General features: G+C 70.5%; 13 protein-coding genes and 1 tRNA gene. 7 read left to right on the top strand and 7 right to left on the bottom strand.

Annotated features, from left to right (window positions below; genetic code table 11):
- Positions 1 to 279: 279 nt before the first annotated feature.
- From IF00_RS0129395 to rlmB, 5 genes are all read left to right on the top strand, one after another.
- Positions 280 to 762 carry a CarD family transcriptional regulator gene (locus IF00_RS0129395; RefSeq protein ID WP_003953493.1) on the top strand — a complete coding sequence of 161 codons (483 nt, stop codon included), beginning with the start codon at positions 280 to 282 and terminating at the stop codon, positions 760 to 762.
- Between the two features lie 353 nt (positions 763 to 1,115).
- Positions 1,116 to 1,865, top strand: coding sequence for a 2-C-methyl-D-erythritol 4-phosphate cytidylyltransferase (gene ispD, locus IF00_RS0129390; RefSeq protein WP_030323214.1), 750 nt, complete (start codon positions 1,116 to 1,118; stop codon positions 1,863 to 1,865).
- Positions 1,855 to 2,364, top strand: a complete 510-nt coding sequence (gene ispF / locus IF00_RS0129385) for a 2-C-methyl-D-erythritol 2,4-cyclodiphosphate synthase (RefSeq protein WP_030323213.1) — start codon at positions 1,855 to 1,857, stop codon at positions 2,362 to 2,364. The genes ispD and ispF overlap by 11 nt, the downstream gene beginning before the upstream one ends.
- A gap of 124 nt (positions 2,365 to 2,488) precedes the next feature.
- Entirely contained in the window at positions 2,489 to 3,886 is a 1,398-nt protein-coding gene (cysS, locus tag IF00_RS0129380; protein ID WP_030323211.1) for a cysteine--tRNA ligase, read from the top strand.
- A gap of 76 nt (positions 3,887 to 3,962) precedes the next feature.
- Complete coding sequence (gene rlmB / locus IF00_RS0129375; protein ID WP_030323210.1) at positions 3,963 to 4,922, top strand: 23S rRNA (guanosine(2251)-2'-O)-methyltransferase RlmB; 960 nt, start codon at positions 3,963 to 3,965, stop codon at positions 4,920 to 4,922.
- A gap of 72 nt (positions 4,923 to 4,994) precedes the next feature.
- On the opposite strand, the gene IF00_RS0129370 is transcribed toward rlmB, so the two are convergent.
- Together IF00_RS0129370 and IF00_RS0129365 are read right to left on the bottom strand one after the other, a co-directional pair.
- The gene (locus IF00_RS0129370) at positions 4,995 to 5,627 is read right to left on the bottom strand and encodes an NUDIX hydrolase (protein WP_245234670.1); all 633 of its coding nucleotides are present in this window, start codon (positions 5,625 to 5,627) and stop codon (positions 4,995 to 4,997) included.
- A gap of 76 nt (positions 5,628 to 5,703) precedes the next feature.
- The gene (locus IF00_RS0129365) at positions 5,704 to 7,353 is read right to left on the bottom strand and encodes a hypothetical protein (RefSeq protein WP_030323207.1); all 1,650 of its coding nucleotides are present in this window, start codon (positions 7,351 to 7,353) and stop codon (positions 5,704 to 5,706) included.
- Positions 7,354 to 7,513: 160 nt separating this feature from the next.
- Between IF00_RS0129365 and IF00_RS0129360 the strand changes: the two genes are divergently transcribed.
- On the top strand, positions 7,514 to 9,124 hold the full coding sequence (locus IF00_RS0129360; RefSeq protein WP_030323205.1) for a DoxX family membrane protein: 1,611 nt from the start codon (positions 7,514 to 7,516) through the stop codon (positions 9,122 to 9,124).
- Positions 9,125 to 9,245: 121 nt separating this feature from the next.
- Here IF00_RS0129360 and IF00_RS0129355 read toward each other — a convergent pair whose 3' ends face one another.
- From IF00_RS0129355 to IF00_RS0129345, 3 genes are all read right to left on the bottom strand, one after another.
- Positions 9,246 to 9,962, bottom strand: a complete 717-nt coding sequence (locus IF00_RS0129355) for a nucleotidyltransferase family protein (RefSeq protein WP_030323204.1) — start codon at positions 9,960 to 9,962, stop codon at positions 9,246 to 9,248.
- Positions 9,963 to 10,042: 80 nt separating this feature from the next.
- Complete coding sequence (locus IF00_RS0129350; RefSeq protein WP_030323202.1) at positions 10,043 to 10,453, bottom strand: hypothetical protein; 411 nt, start codon at positions 10,451 to 10,453, stop codon at positions 10,043 to 10,045.
- A 233-nt stretch (positions 10,454 to 10,686) separates the two neighbouring features.
- Entirely contained in the window at positions 10,687 to 11,784 is a 1,098-nt protein-coding gene (locus IF00_RS0129345; protein WP_030323200.1) for an ABC transporter ATP-binding protein, read from the bottom strand.
- 182 nt (positions 11,785 to 11,966) lie between these two features.
- Between IF00_RS0129345 and IF00_RS0129340 the strand changes: the two genes are divergently transcribed.
- Positions 11,967 to 12,040: transfer RNA gene (locus IF00_RS0129340), tRNA-Thr, on the top strand.
- Between the two features lie 101 nt (positions 12,041 to 12,141).
- Here the strand turns inward: IF00_RS0129340 and IF00_RS0129335 are convergent.
- Together IF00_RS0129335 and IF00_RS45800 are read right to left on the bottom strand one after the other, a co-directional pair.
- Positions 12,142 to 13,338, bottom strand: a complete 1,197-nt coding sequence (locus IF00_RS0129335; RefSeq protein WP_051820672.1) for a tyrosine-type recombinase/integrase — start codon at positions 13,336 to 13,338, stop codon at positions 12,142 to 12,144.
- Complete coding sequence (locus tag IF00_RS45800; RefSeq protein ID WP_051820671.1) at positions 13,339 to 13,809, bottom strand: helix-turn-helix domain-containing protein; 471 nt, start codon at positions 13,807 to 13,809, stop codon at positions 13,339 to 13,341.
- Positions 13,810 to 13,855: the final 46 nt, after the last annotated feature.

Raw genomic sequence — 13,855 nt, 5'->3', positions numbered from 1 at the left:
TGGACGATCCTCGAACGGAGTACGTTGGGGAGGCCACGCCGAACCCGACAAAACGGGGCATCGACCCTCCTTGGAGAGGCTTCGGGTAGGTGTAACGTGCGCGTTTCTCTCCGTCCACGCAGCCGCTCCGACCTGCGAATACCGCCTTCCGGAAGCCCTCCGCAGCACGTTCGTGTTGCTGTTGTCAAGCCCCGAGATATGCCCTGACCTGCGAAAACGCCATTCAGAAGAAGCCGTATCCGTGTTACCCTGGATAGCCACGGAAGGGGTACCTGTCACATGACGTTCAAGGTTGGCGACACCGTGGTCTATCCCCATCACGGGGCCGCGCTGATCGAGGCCATCGAAACTCGCCAGATCAAAGGCGTGGACAAGACCTACTTGGTGCTCAAGGTCGCGCAGGGCGACCTGACGGTTCGTGTGCCGGCGGACAATGCGGAGTTCGTCGGTGTTCGCGACGTAGTCGGTCAGGACGGGCTGGACCGGGTCTTCGAGGTGCTGCGCGCACCGTACGCCGAAGAGCCGACGAACTGGTCCCGTCGCTACAAGGCAAATCTCGAGAAGCTCGCCTCCGGCGATGTCATCAAGGTCGCCGAAGTAGTCCGCGACCTGTGGCGGCGTGAGCGCGAGCGCGGTCTCTCCGCCGGTGAGAAGCGCATGCTCGCCAAGGCTCGGCAGATCCTGGTCAGCGAGCTGGCCCTCGCGGAGAACACGAACGAGGACAAGGCCGAGGCTCTCCTCGACGAGGTCCTCGCGTCCTGAGCGTGCTCTGAAGACATCCGAGCGCGCTACCAAGTGAAAGCGATGCCGCGGTGCCCGCTGGCGTGCTGTGATCCACACAGTGCAGCCGCCGGGCACTGCGGCATTTCACGAGTGCCGCATGTCACACCCAGACAGCCGCACGACCGCGACAGCACGCATGTTCCTGTACGCACTTTCGCGTACGCGTGTTCATGTACGTATGCTCTCGTTCCCCCTGTTACGTCCGAACCCCTGTGCACGGGCGTCAACGCCTCGACCGTCGTCACGGAAAGGGCCCGGTCAAGGCGGAGCGTCCGGCACGGTGAGGCCATACCCATGTCGGCCGCGGAAACAAACCTGCCGGAGTGCAACCGATGTCAGACGAAGTGCGTCCTCCTCGTACCGCTGTGGTGATCCCGGCGGCCGGACGGGGCGTACGCCTCGGGCCGGGCGCCCCCAAGGCGCTGCGCACGCTGAACGGCACCCCCATGCTCATCCACGCCGTCCGCGCGATGGCCGCCTCCCGCGCGGTCTCGCTCGTCGTCGTGGTCGCCCCCTCCGACGGCGTCGCGGAGGTCAAGAACCTCCTCGACGCCCACGCCCTCCCCGAGCGCACCGACTACCTCGTCGTACCCGGCGGTGACACCCGCCAGGAGTCCGTACGCCTCGGGCTCGACGCGCTCCCCGAGGGCATCGGCACCGTCCTCGTCCACGACGCGGCCCGCCCGCTCGTCCCCGTCGACACCGTGGACGCGGTCATCGGGGCCGTCCGGGACGGGGCGGTCGCCGTCGTCCCCGCGATGCCCGTCGCCGACACCGTCAAGGAGGTCGAGCCGGCCGAGAAGCCGGGCGACCCCGAGCAGGTCGTCGCCACCCCGGTCCGGGCCCGCCTCCGTGCCGTCCAGACCCCCCAGGGCTTCGACCACGACACCCTGGTCGACGCCCACGCCACCATCGCCCTCACCGGTGAGGGCGCCACCGACGACGCCGGTATGGTCGAGCGGCTCGGCGCGCCCGTCGTCGTCGTGCCCGGCCACGAGGAGGCCTTCAAGGTGACCCGCCCCCTCGACCTCGTCCTCGCCGAGGCCGTACTCGCCCGCAGGAGGGCCAACGATGGCTTCTGATCTCCCCGTGCTGCCCCGCACCGGCATCGGCACCGACGTCCACGCCTTCGAGAAGGGCCGTGAACTCTGGTGCGCGGGCCTCCTCTGGGACGCCGACGAGAACGACGGTCACGGCCTCGCCGGGCACTCCGACGGCGATGTGGCCGCTCACGCCGCCTGCGACGCGCTCTTCTCCGCCGCCGGAATCGGCGACCTCGGCGCCCACTTCGGCACCTCCCGGCCCGAGTACTCCGGCGCCTCCGGCGTCACCCTGCTCGCGGAGGCCGCCCGGATCGTCCGCGCCGAGGGGTACGAGATCGGCAACATCGCCGTCCAGGTCATCGGGGTCCGCCCCAAGGTCGGCAAGCGGCGCGACGAGGCACAGAAGGCGCTGAGCGAGGCGGCCGGCGCACCGGTCTCCGTCTCCGGCACCACGACGGACGGCCTCGGTCTGACGGGCCGCGCGGAGGGCCTCGCGGCGCTGGCGACGGCTCTCGTGTATCCGGTGGCCCGCCCGTAACCGCGTTCCGGAGCGTCGGTCGTCACGTTCACCGGTACCGGCATCCACCGGTACCGGTGAAAAACGTCATCGGAGACGGCGAACAGGTATCGGGGCACTACCACACGCCCACTACCCTGGAGTGGTGACTATTCGCCTGTACGACACCAGCGCCCGGCAGATCCGTGACTTCACCCCGCTCACGCCGGGCCAGGTCTCGATCTACCTCTGTGGTGCCACCGTCCAGGCGGCCCCGCACATCGGCCACATCCGTTCGGGGCTGAACTTCGACATCATGCGCCGCTGGTTCGCGTACCGCGGCTACGACGTCACGTTCATCCGCAACGTCACCGACATCGACGACAAGATCATCAGGAAGGGTGCCGAGCAGGGCCGCCCCTGGTGGTCCATCGGCTACGAGAACGAGCGCGCGTTCAACGCGGGCTACGACGCGCTCGGTTGCCTTCCGCCGACGTACGAGCCCCGCGCCACCGGGCACGTCCCCGAGATGATCGAGATGATGCGCGGCCTCATCGAGCGCGGCCACGCGTACGAGGCCGACGGCAGCGTCTACTTCGACGTGCGCTCCTTCCCGGGGTACCTGGAGCTGTCCAACCAGGACATCGACGACCTCCGCCAGCCCGACGAGGGCGTCTCCGGCAAGCGCGACCCGCGCGACTTCGCGATGTGGAAGGCGACCAAGCCGGGCGAGCCCGACTGGGAGACCCCGTGGGGCCGCGGCCGCCCCGGCTGGCACCTGGAGTGCTCGGCCATGGCCCACAAGTACCTGGGCTCCGCCTTCGACATCCACGGCGGCGGCCTCGACCTGATCTTCCCGCACCACGAGAACGAGATCGCCCAGGCCAAGGCCTTCGGCGACGACTTCGCCTCGTACTGGGTGCACAACGCCTGGGTCACCATGGCCGGCGAGAAGATGTCGAAGTCGCTCGGCAACAGCGTGCTGGTGTCCGAGATGGTGAAGAACTGGCGCCCCATCGTCCTCCGCTACTACCTGGGCACCCCGCACTACCGCTCGATGATCGAGTACAGCGAGGAGTCCCTGCGCGAGGCCGAGTCGGCGTTCGCCCGGATCGAGGGCTTCGTCCAGCGCGCCACCGAGAAGGCCGGCAAGGACGTCTCCCCCGCCGCCGAGGTGCCGCCGGCCTTCGCCGAGGCCATGGACGACGACCTGGGCGTGCCGCACGCGCTCGCGATCATCCACACCACCGTCCGGCAGGGCAACAGCGCCCTCGCCGCGGACGACAAGGACGAGGCCATCGCCCGCCTCGCCGAGGTCCGGGCCATGCTCGGCGTCCTCGGCCTGGACCCGCTCGACCCGCACTGGGCCGAGGAGAGCGGTGGCGGCGACGAGCTCCACGGCGCCGTCGACACCCTCGTACGGCTCGTGCTCCAGCAGCGCGAGTCGGCGCGCGAGCGCAAGGACTGGGCGACCGCGGACGCGATCCGCGACCAGCTCAACCAGTCCGGCCTCGCCATCGAGGACAGCCCCGACGGCCCCCGCTGGACGCTGGGCAACCGTTAGAAGACGTGCCGCTCGGGCCTCCGGGCGGCACACTTCAGTTACAGACTTTGTACGTCAGCAGAGGAAACAGGTAGTCATGGCCGGGAACAGCCAGCGCAGGAACCGTCGCACGTCCAACAAGAAGGGTGCGACGATCGGCAGCGGTGGCCAGCGGCGCAAGGGCCTCGAAGGCAAGGGCCCGACACCCAAGGCCGAGAACCGCAAGGGCCACAAGGCATTCCGCGTCTCCAACGCGATGGCCCGCAACGTGGCCAAGCGCAAGCCCGTCGTCCGCCGCGGCGGCAAGGGCCAGTCCGAGATGGTCGTCGGCCGCAACCCGGTCTTCGAGGCCCTGCGCGACGGCGTGCCCGCCTCGACGCTGTACGTGCAGCAGTTCATCGACAACGACGAGCGCGTGCGCGAGGCCCTGAACCTCGCCACCGGCCGCGGCAACATCAACATCATGGAGGCGCCGCGCCCCGAGCTCGACCGGATGACGAACGGCCTGAACCACCAGGGTCTCGTCCTCCAGGTCCCGCCGTACGAGTACGCGCACCCCGAGGACCTCGTCACGGCCGCGTTCGACGACCACGACGACCCGCTGATCGTCGCCCTCGACGGCGTCACCGACCCGCGCAACCTCGGTGCCGTCGTCCGCTCCGTCTCCGCCTTCGGCGGCCACGGTGTCGTCGTCCCCGAGCGTCGCGCCGCCGGCATGACCGCCGGTGCGTGGAAGACCTCGGCCGGCACCGCCGCCCGCACCCCGGTCGCCCGCGCCACCAACCTGACGCGCTGCCTGGAGCAGTACCAGAAGGCCGGTGTCACGGTCGTCGGCCTCGCCGCCGACGGCGACCGCGAGGTCCACGAGCTGGAGGAGCTGGGCGGTCCGGTCGTCATCGTCGTCGGTTCCGAGGGCAAGGGCCTGTCCCGCCTCGTCGGCGAGACCTGCGACTTCCTCGTCCGCATCCCGATGCCGGGCGGCGCCGAGTCGCTGAACGCCGGTGTCGCGGCCGGTGTCGTGCTCTACGAGGCGGCCCGCCGCCGGATGGCCCGCTGACACCGGGCTCCGCAGCCCGTCGGGCCGTACGGCTCCCGCCGCACCCCCGTCGCATCAGTACCCGCGCCCGCCTCAGGCCGTCAGGCCCGCCAGGCGGGCGCGGGTCATCGCGGCGATCGTGAAGCCGTCCGTGATGCGGCCGTCGGCGATCATCCCCTCCGCCTCCGCGAAGGGGATCGTCAGTGAACTCCGGATCGCCTCCGACTCCGCCAGTCGGCCGACGGCTTCGATCCGGGCCGCGAAGAGCAGGACGCGGTCGCCCGTCATCCCGCTGTCCGGATGCAGTTCTCCCAGCGGAATCAGCTCCTCCACCCGCGCCCCGATCTCCTCGTCGAGCTCCTTCGCCGCGTTCGCCGCGCCGGTCATGCCCCGGGTGCCGAAACCACGGGGCAGCTCCCACTGCCAGGACCTGGTGGCGTGCCGGTAGTGCTCGATGAGCACGACCCGGTCGCCGAGAAGCGGCAGCACGACACAGCCGGGCTCGGCCGTCGCGCTCAGGGAGCGGATGTACGTGCCCTCCCGGCCGTCCGGAAAGCGCACCGGGTCCCGTACGAGCAGGACGTACGGATCCTGGTAGAGGACTCCGCCGGCGGCCGCCACCGCGGCCGGGTCGGTGAGGATCTCGATGCCGCCCGGCTCGTTGCGGAACAGCTCCGGCCGCTCGGCGCGCAGCTGCTCGTAGCGGCGCGCGGGCTCCATGCTCATGGGCGGACACTGCCTTTCCCGGCCCCGGGCCGGCTCGTTCTCGGCGCGGGGTCCGGGGGCGGCTCCGGCGCCCGGATCAGTCGGGCTGGCACTGCTGGTCGGCCTGGCGGGGTGTGCCGGGCAGCTGTCCCGTCTCGACGACCCTCCCTCCGTACGCCCCCAGGAGCGCCTCCCAGTCACGCTTCAGACTGCCCAGCCGGAGCGTCGGCAATGTCAGCGAGTGCCCGAGGCCTCCGCGCCGGCCCTTCGTGCCCCGGTCGCGGAACTCCAGCCGGAGCGTCAGTGCCCCCGCGGCCGCGGTCAGCAGCTGGATCGACCCGGCGAGCAGCGACACCTCCTCGCCGCTCGTCACCTGGAGGGCGACCCCGCCCGCCTCGATGACCAGGACCGAGACGATGTCCCGGGCGAACCCGCTGCCGCTGCCGCTCGTCGCGCGCGCGGTCCGCAGCATCCGGGCGTGCCGTCGTGCGACCTCCGAGGTGCCCGCCGAGAACTCCTCCGGACTGGGGATCCGCCCGTCCTGGAAGCCGCCGCGGACGAAGGCGTCCAGGGAGTCCACGTACGCGCGCCACTCCTCCTCCCGCCGCAGCCGGTTGATGTCGGCCAGCGAGAGGCCTGCGTAGGAGTTCGGCCCGTCCACCGCCCGGTGCAACGCGTCCGCGAACAGATCGCGCAGCAGTCGGCCGATCGCCTCGGGGTCGTCGTCGCGGGGCCGCAGGTCGCTGCGCAGCTCCTGGAGCGTCGAGCGGGGCGGGGAGTCCGGCGGGGTGACCGGGATCAGCCCGCCGGCCCGGGGCACGCCCAGGCTGTAGAGCAGGTCGACGAGTTGCTTGGTGGGGACGACGTGATCGCCGTCGCGCAGCAGGTTCTCGTACGGATCGGTGCCGGGCCGGGTGATGAACCGCTGGTAGAGCGCGTTACGGGTGATGTCCCGGTCGTTGTCCTGCTCGCCGGCCCAGAAGTAGATGTCCTTGAGGACGCCCTCGCGCATCGACCGGGCCAGCTCTTCCGGGATGCCGAGGTCCTGGGCGAGCTGGGGGGCCCGCAGTCGCCGGAGGGCGGAGACGTTCGTGGAGAAGAAGTTGCCGACCTGACCCGCCTTGTCGCGGTTGGCGTCGTCGTCCCAGTCGAAGCGGACCAGCGCGGGTTCGGCCTCCTCGGTCACGAGCCGGCGCCAGGCGTGTCCGACGGCCCGGTCGTGGGCCCAGGTGAAGTCCGCGGCGGGCTCCCGCTCCGTGTACAGGTACGGAACCAGCACCCGGTCGTTCAGGAGCCGGATGAACGCGTCCCGCTCCACGGGGTCGGCGGACGGCAGGTAGTTGGCGTACAGCGCCTCGTTGTTGAGGAGAAACGCGCGGTTGACCACCAGGGTGCCGCTGTTCACGAGCGAGCGGCGCAGCTCGGCGGAGGCGGCCTCGACCGCTTCCACGGGCGGCCTGGCGGGCGCGGAGGCGTGCTGGCGGCTGCCCGCGAGTCCGGCGGGCAGCCACTGGTTGTCCAGGGCCTGTGCCATCACGGGATAGTCGTGCAGATCGCCGAAGACGAGCTGGTGGGACTCCCGTACGGGAGCGGCCGGAGTCGGGCCCTCCTGCGCCGGGGTGTCCGGTGTCCTCGCCGCGGAGGGTGCGGAGGCCGCGGAATGCCGGGAAGAGCGGGGCTCGGGCACTCTGTTCCGTGCGGCGTCCGGGCTCCGCTCGGTTCCCGGCTGCGGGACGGGATCGGTCATGTCGGCGCTCCCTGTGCGTGGTCCGGGTCAACTAATGTGATTCTAAGGAAGATTGACGATCAATGAGCGAATGCCGGTTCCCCGGCGCCGTTGATCTTGACGGGTCTCGGACATTTGCGAGCCGTCAAGGCAGTGTCCTAAACCCAGATCACTCGGTTAGATGAGTGTGGACACCAGAACGCCCCGGCCGGGGTTCGACGATCAGCCCGCGTTGAGCATGGTCAAGGTGGATTCCGATCCCGCCCAGGTGATCGTGAACCACGCCAGCTTCCGTGTGCGGCTCGCGCCGGCCCCGCAGCCGAAGATCGGCGCCGGCGCCCGCACCGCAGCCCTGTCCGGGGCCGGGGCAGGAGCGGGCGGACCGCGCCGTCGTCCCGTCGTATGGACCGGAAAGTCCTCGCCGGGCGCGACCGGCCTCCTCCAGGCCGTACGGGAGTCCTCCGTCTCCACGCTCGAGCCGGCGGTCGGCCACGGCCGTCGCGGCGGCCACGCCGGACTGGACGGGGGCTCCACCCAGGCCATCCCGCGCGTCGACGACACCATGCCCACCCCCGTGGTGACCGCCGACTCCGGCCCCCTGCTGCCGCCGATGCGCCGCGCCGAGGGCGCGTACGACGACCTGTACGAGCTCCGCCCCGAGACCGAAGGACCCGGCTCGGCGGCGTACGAGGACGAGACGGCGGGTGCCCGGCCCGCCCAGCGCCACGGGCAGGACACCGTCCGGCACGCCTACTACCCCGGCCGCCGGATGAACCTCGGCGTCGTCCTCCTGCCGCTCCGCGTCTTCCTCGGCTTCATCTCCATCTACGCGGGCATGGGCAAGCTCTGCGACCCCGTCTACTTCGACGGCGGCGAACGCGGCTCCATGGTGAAGTGGCTCAACTCCCTGCACCCGTGGCCCCTCGCCGAACCCCTCCGCGACTTCGCCCTCCAGCACCCGGTCGGCGCCGGCCTCACCGTCGCCTTCCTCCAGGTCGTCGTCGGCGTCCTCACCGTCCTCGGCCTCTGGCAGCGCGTCGCCGCCGTCGTCGGAGCCCTGCTCTCCGCCGCGCTGCTTCTCACGGTCAGTTGGAAGACCGTCCCGGTCTACGACTCCGCCGACATCATCTTCCTGGCCGCCTGGTCCCCGCTGATCATCGCCGGCGCCCCCGTCTACTCGATCGACGGCCGCCTCGCCGGAGAGGCCTGGCGCACCCTCGGCCCGCGCGCCGACCTGTGGGACCTGCGCCGCCGCGTCACGCGCCGCAGCACCCTCGTCGCCGCGGTCGTCGTCGGCCTCACCCTCCTCATCGGCTCCGTCCTCGGCGGCGCCGTCCGCTCCACCGAGATGGTCACCGTCCCGGGCCCCAACGACGACCCGATCAACCACCTCCCGGGCCGGCCGCTCCCCACCGAGCCGAAGCGCCGCGCCCCTTCCAAGGCCGCGTCCACCGTGCCCACGCCCGCCGCGACCAGCGAGGCCCCGGCCGAGCGTGAGGAGACGAAGGAGGCGACCCGGCCCACCGAGACCACCCGCGAGGCCACCCGGACGCAGCAGCAGCGCCCGACGGCCACGCAGGGCACGGGCACCGGCGGCAGCAGCAGCCGTACGCCCACGCGGTCCAACCCGGAGCCCCCGCCGTCCACCAGCGACACCCCGAGCAGCACGGGCGGCAGCACGTCGGGCGGCGGCTCGGGCGGCGGCTCCGGCGGCGGCTCGACGGGCACGCCGTCGGAGAGCAGCTCGACCTCGGGCGGCACGAGGAACCCGATCGGCGGACTGCTGGGCTGAGTACTCCGTACGTACGGAGATCCGGTCACGGCGACCGACACGAAAGGGCGGCACCGCGAGAACGCGGTGCCGCCCTTTCGTACGTGGTGGTGTCATCCCCGGCGGGAGGAAGCCGTTTCGGTCATCCCCGCTGCGCGGCAAGCTCCTTGGCGGCCTCGGTGAGGTCCTTGGCGGTGTCGATGGCCCGCCAGTAGGCCCCCTGGGGCAGCGGGAAGCCGGCCAGCCGCTTCTCACGGGCGAGCCGGGGGAACGTGGTGCGCTCGTGGTCGCCCAGGTCCGGGAGGAGCTCCGTGAAGGCCGCGGAGAAGACGTACACGCCCGCGTTGATGAGGTACGGCGACGGAGGCGCCTCGACGAAGTCCGTGATGTGGCCGAACGTGTCGGTCTCGACGGCGCCCCACGGGATGCGGGGGCGGGCCAGGGCGAGGGTGGCGACGGCGTCGCGCTCGTCGTGGAAGGCGGCCATCTCGCGCAGCGAGAAACGGGTCCAGATGTCGCCGTTGGTGGCGTACCAGGGCCGGTCCGGCGCCGGCAGATGCGTGGCGGCGTACTTCAGGCCTCCGCCGCGTCCCAGGGGCTCGGTCTCGACGACCGTCGTCACCTTCAGGGGGAGGTCCGCGCTCTCCAGCCACTCCTGGAGCACTTCGGCGAGGTGGCCGCAGGAGACGACGGCGTCGGTCACGCCCTCGGCGGCAAGCCAGGAAAGCTGATGGCCGATGATCGGGGTCCCGGTGCCCGGGATCTCGACCATCGGCTTGGGGCGGTCGTCGGTGTACGGGCGGAGCCGTGAGCCCTGGCCGCCCGCCAGGACCACGGCCTGCGTCGGAGAGGTGTGCATACGGGGAACGATAGGCGCCCCGTACGTCCGGCGGTCGGACGCCCGACGGCCGGACGCGCGTCGTGGCTCAGCGTCGTGACTCAGCTGGCACGCATCACGCCGGTCGCGTACGAGGTGTCGCAGACCGGCCGCGAGAAGCCCTGGGCGCGGGAGGGTCCGTACTGCTCGACGGCGGCGCGGCCGAGGGAGCGGGCGATGGACATGCAGTGCTTGGCGAGGGAGGGCCGGTTCTCCACCTCGCGCTGGAGGTGGGTGAGGGCGACCCCGGGGTCCTTCTCCTGGAGCTCGGCGAGGAGCTGGTCGCGCAGAATGTCCTGCGGGGCACGGGACTTGGCCCGGACGGAGACCTCGGAGGAGGACGCCGTCAGCTGGGTCCCGGCGTCCTCGCCGGCCCACGGCACGGCGGACACCGCGAGCGTTCCCGAGAGCACCAGGACGACGGGCAGGACGAGGGCGAGAGAGCGGCCGATTCGGCGGGCAGTAGGCGTCACGCAGGCGAGCGTAGCGGCCGGTAGTGATATGGCGACATTTAGTCACTCTCGCGGGGGATGGTTCGAAGCGGCTTTTCGAATTCCGTGTTGACGCGAGGGGTGGGGGTGGGCCGGGAATGCCGGGGTTTTCCCCGGTAAACCCCCACTGGGTCCCGCACTAAGGCGAACGACCCCGCATCTGCAAGAGATACGGGGCCGTTCGGCCACGGCGTGGCGCTGGTGTCCGGCGAGGGTCAGTCGCTGAGGCGGGCGCCGGTCGACGTCGAGAAGACGTGGAGCTCGGCGGCGCGCGGGACGACGTGCAGCGTGGTGCCCTTGGCGGGGACGTCACGGCCGCCGACGCGGACGACCAGGTCCTTGTCCTCGCCGCCGACGCGGGTGGAGCCGTACACGAAGCCGTCGGAGCCGAGCTCCTCGACGACGTTGACGGTGACGGCCAGGCCGTCCTTGCCGGTGGGGCCCTGCACGTCGAAGTGCTCGGGGCGGACGCCGACGGTGACGGTGGTGTCGCCGTTGGCGGAGGCGGCGGCGATGGCGTCGCGGGAGACCGGGACGACGCTGTTGCCGAACTTCACGCCGCCGTCGGTGATCGGGACCTCGACCAGGTTCATCGCGGGGGAGCCGATGAAGCCGGCGACGAAGAGGTTGGCCGGCTTGTCGTACATGTTGCGCGGCGAGTCGACCTGCTGGAGCAGACCGTCCTTGAGGACGGCGACGCGGTCGCCCATGGTGAGGGCCTCGGTCTGGTCGTGGGTGACGTAGACCGTGGTGATGCCGAGACGGCGCTGGAGGCCCGCGATCTGCGTACGGGTCGAGACACGGAGCTTGGCGTCGAGGTTCGACAGCGGCTCGTCCATGAGGAAGACCTGCGGCTCACGCACGATGGCGCGACCCATGGCGACACGCTGACGCTGACCGCCGGAGAGCGCCTTCGGCTTGCGGTCGAGGTACTCGGTGAGGTCCAGGATCTTCGCGGCCTCTTCGACCTTGGTGCGGATCTCGGACTTGTTGACACCGGCGATCTTGAGCGCGAAGCCCATGTTGTCGGCGACGCTCATGTGCGGGTACAGCGCGTAGTTCTGGAACACCATCGCGATGTCCCGGTCCTTGGGCGGCAGGTGCGTGACGTCGCGGTCACCGATGCGGATGGAGCCCGCGTTGACGTCCTCGAGACCCGCGAGCATGCGCAGGGAGGTCGACTTGCCACAGCCGGAGGGCCCGACGAGGACGAGGAACTCGCCGTCGGCGATCTCGATGTCGAGCTGGTCGACGGAGGGCTTGGTGGCACCGGGGTACACCCGGGTCGCCTTGTCGAAAGTGACGGAAGCCATGGTGATGTGTCCCTTCACCGGCAGGAACGTGCCGGACGATCCGAGTAAAGGAAGGATTGAGGTCTAGTCCACCTGGGTGAACTGCACGTGACGCTACCTGGCGCCGCGGGATCTGTCAGCCCTCCACCCGGGGTGAGATTTCCGACCGTCGCCGGGACGAGGTTGGTTACACTGCACTCGCTGCCTCCTTAGCTCAGCTGGCCAGAGCACCGCTCTTGTAAAGCGGGGGTCGTCGGTTCGAACCCGACAGGGGGCTCTGTAGGGAAAGTGCCTGCTCAGAGTGGGTACACGCGAGACTGCCCGCCAAGATCACCTTGGCGGGCAGTACGCATTCTGTACGTGCTGGATCTTTTAGCCCTACGCGGCGAGCATCGCACTCCGGCGCTCCAGTGCGGCAAGACGGCCCTTGTCGAGGGCGTCGGCGACCTCGTCGAGCCGGTCCGGCCACAGATGCCCATAGACATCCAGCGTCATCGCAGCCGACTTGTGGCCCAGCATCACCTGGACAACTTTGACATCGGCGCCGGCCGCGATGGCCAGCGACGCAGCCGTGTGCCGCAGCTTGTGGGGCGTGATGCCCAGGTCCCCGAGCCCCGCCGCGGCCACAGCCTTGTCGAACGCCCGCTGGCGGAAGTTCCGGTAGCGCAGCGGCCCGCCCTGCGGCGCGATGAACACCAGGTCGTCACGCTTCCGGCCGTCCAGAAGGGGGCGCAGATCCTCCGCGAAGGAGCGCGGTACGGGCACGGACCGTTTCTCATGGTTCTTCACCGGGCCCAGCTCGAGCTTGCCGTTGACGTCCGAGTAGGCCTGGACGATCCGGATGCGCCGGGTGTCGACGTTGAACCGTGAAGCCTTGATGGCGATGGCCTCGCCCCACCGGATGCCGCTGTACGCCAGGACGAGCACCAGAAGCCGGTGATCCCCCGCGGCCTCCGCCAGCGACTCGACCTGGTCGTGGGTGAGGTAGACGTGTTCGTCGTCCTCGTCCGGCCGGGGGAGCGTGTGCTCGCTGGCAGGGTTCACCGCGATGCGGTGTGTGCGGATGGCGTGCTTCATGACGCCGCCGAAGACGTAGAACGTCTTGGCGATGCGGCCTGGGCTCAACTGCCGGCCGGACGCCCCCGGCTTGTTGATGAGATCGTCCACCCAGGTAGAGACGTCGTCCCACTGGATCGCGGCCACCTGCCAGTCGCCCCACTTCGGGATGACGTACAGGTCGAGGAGTTCGCGGTAGTCGTTCTTCGTTCGCCGGGACTGCTTCCGGAGAGTCTTGAACCACTCCTCCGCGACAAGGGATGTGGCAGCCTTGCCGGATCGGGGATCCCTGTAGCTGCCCTTGTCGAGGCGGGCCGTGATGGCGTGCACCTCGGCCTCTGCCTGCGGCAGCTTCCCGAACGTCTTCGCCTTGCCCTTGCCGTCGGGGCCGTACCAGCGGACCCGCCAGCGGCCGGGCGGCTGACGCTTGCTGCCGGCGCGCTTCGCCTCCTGCCACTTCGCCATGGACTCCCGGTAGTCCTCGTGGTTCTCCCGGTCCTCGATCCACACTCGCGCCATCTAGTTCTCCTCACCCGGGGCAAGCTGCATGCGACGGCCCCGCGGTCGCGCGTACACCTGGAACTGCAGAAGTGCACCCGACGGGTCGCCCGGCTCGATGCGCTCGATGGGCATCTCGCCGTCCATCCAGTCCCAGGCCGCCTCAGCGCTGACCGCACCGACGCCCGTGAGCTCGACGGTCTCGGCAGCGCTGTCGGTGAGCGGCAGCATCAGGGCTGACGGGTTCACCCGGAGGACGGCCGCGAGCGCCGTCAGGTCGCCGACGTCCACACGACGCTCGCCACGCTCGAGTTTGGCGATGGCCGAAGGGGCGATGGGGCGCCCCGCCGCTTCCAGGAGGCGGGAGAGGTCATAGGTGGAGTGGCCTCGCAGCTCGCGCAGCCGGCGAACGTTGGTAGCAACGTTCCGGCCGGTCTCGTCCGTGATCTGAGTGGGCTTGCGGGGGACCTTCGGAGCGGGGGGCGTCGTCATACGTGCCAGCTTACGACTCAAGTGAATCTCGCTCAGCCCCAAACTC

Source organism: Streptomyces flavochromogenes (assembly GCF_000717595.1).
GTDB classification, from domain to species: Bacteria; Actinomycetota; Actinomycetes; order Streptomycetales; family Streptomycetaceae; genus Streptomyces; species Streptomyces flavochromogenes.
Note: the sequence above shows the minus strand (reverse complement) of the source record. Positions and strands in the feature narration are given on the sequence as shown.

Excerpts from the sequence above, each read along its gene's own strand:
- IF00_RS0129335 (WP_051820672.1), bottom strand. The coding sequence starts at position 13,338 with ATGGCGCGAGTGTGGATCGAGGACCGGGAGAACCACGAGGACTACCGG.
- IF00_RS0129360 (WP_030323205.1), top strand. The coding sequence starts at position 7,514 with ATGAGTGTGGACACCAGAACGCCCCGGCCGGGGTTCGACGATCAGCCC.
- ispD (WP_030323214.1), top strand. The coding sequence starts at position 1,116 with ATGTCAGACGAAGTGCGTCCTCCTCGTACCGCTGTGGTGATCCCGGCG.
- IF00_RS0129355 (WP_030323204.1), bottom strand. The coding sequence starts at position 9,962 with ATGCACACCTCTCCGACGCAGGCCGTGGTCCTGGCGGGCGGCCAGGGC.
- ispF (WP_030323213.1), top strand. The coding sequence starts at position 1,855 with ATGGCTTCTGATCTCCCCGTGCTGCCCCGCACCGGCATCGGCACCGAC.
- IF00_RS0129345 (WP_030323200.1), bottom strand. The coding sequence starts at position 11,784 with ATGGCTTCCGTCACTTTCGACAAGGCGACCCGGGTGTACCCCGGTGCC.
- IF00_RS0129365 (WP_030323207.1), bottom strand. The coding sequence starts at position 7,353 with ATGACCGATCCCGTCCCGCAGCCGGGAACCGAGCGGAGCCCGGACGCC.
- rlmB (WP_030323210.1), top strand. The coding sequence starts at position 3,963 with ATGGCCGGGAACAGCCAGCGCAGGAACCGTCGCACGTCCAACAAGAAG.
- IF00_RS45800 (WP_051820671.1), bottom strand. The coding sequence starts at position 13,809 with ATGACGACGCCCCCCGCTCCGAAGGTCCCCCGCAAGCCCACTCAGATC.
- IF00_RS0129370 (WP_245234670.1), bottom strand. The coding sequence starts at position 5,627 with ATGAGCATGGAGCCCGCGCGCCGCTACGAGCAGCTGCGCGCCGAGCGG.
- IF00_RS0129395 (WP_003953493.1), top strand. The coding sequence starts at position 280 with ATGACGTTCAAGGTTGGCGACACCGTGGTCTATCCCCATCACGGGGCC.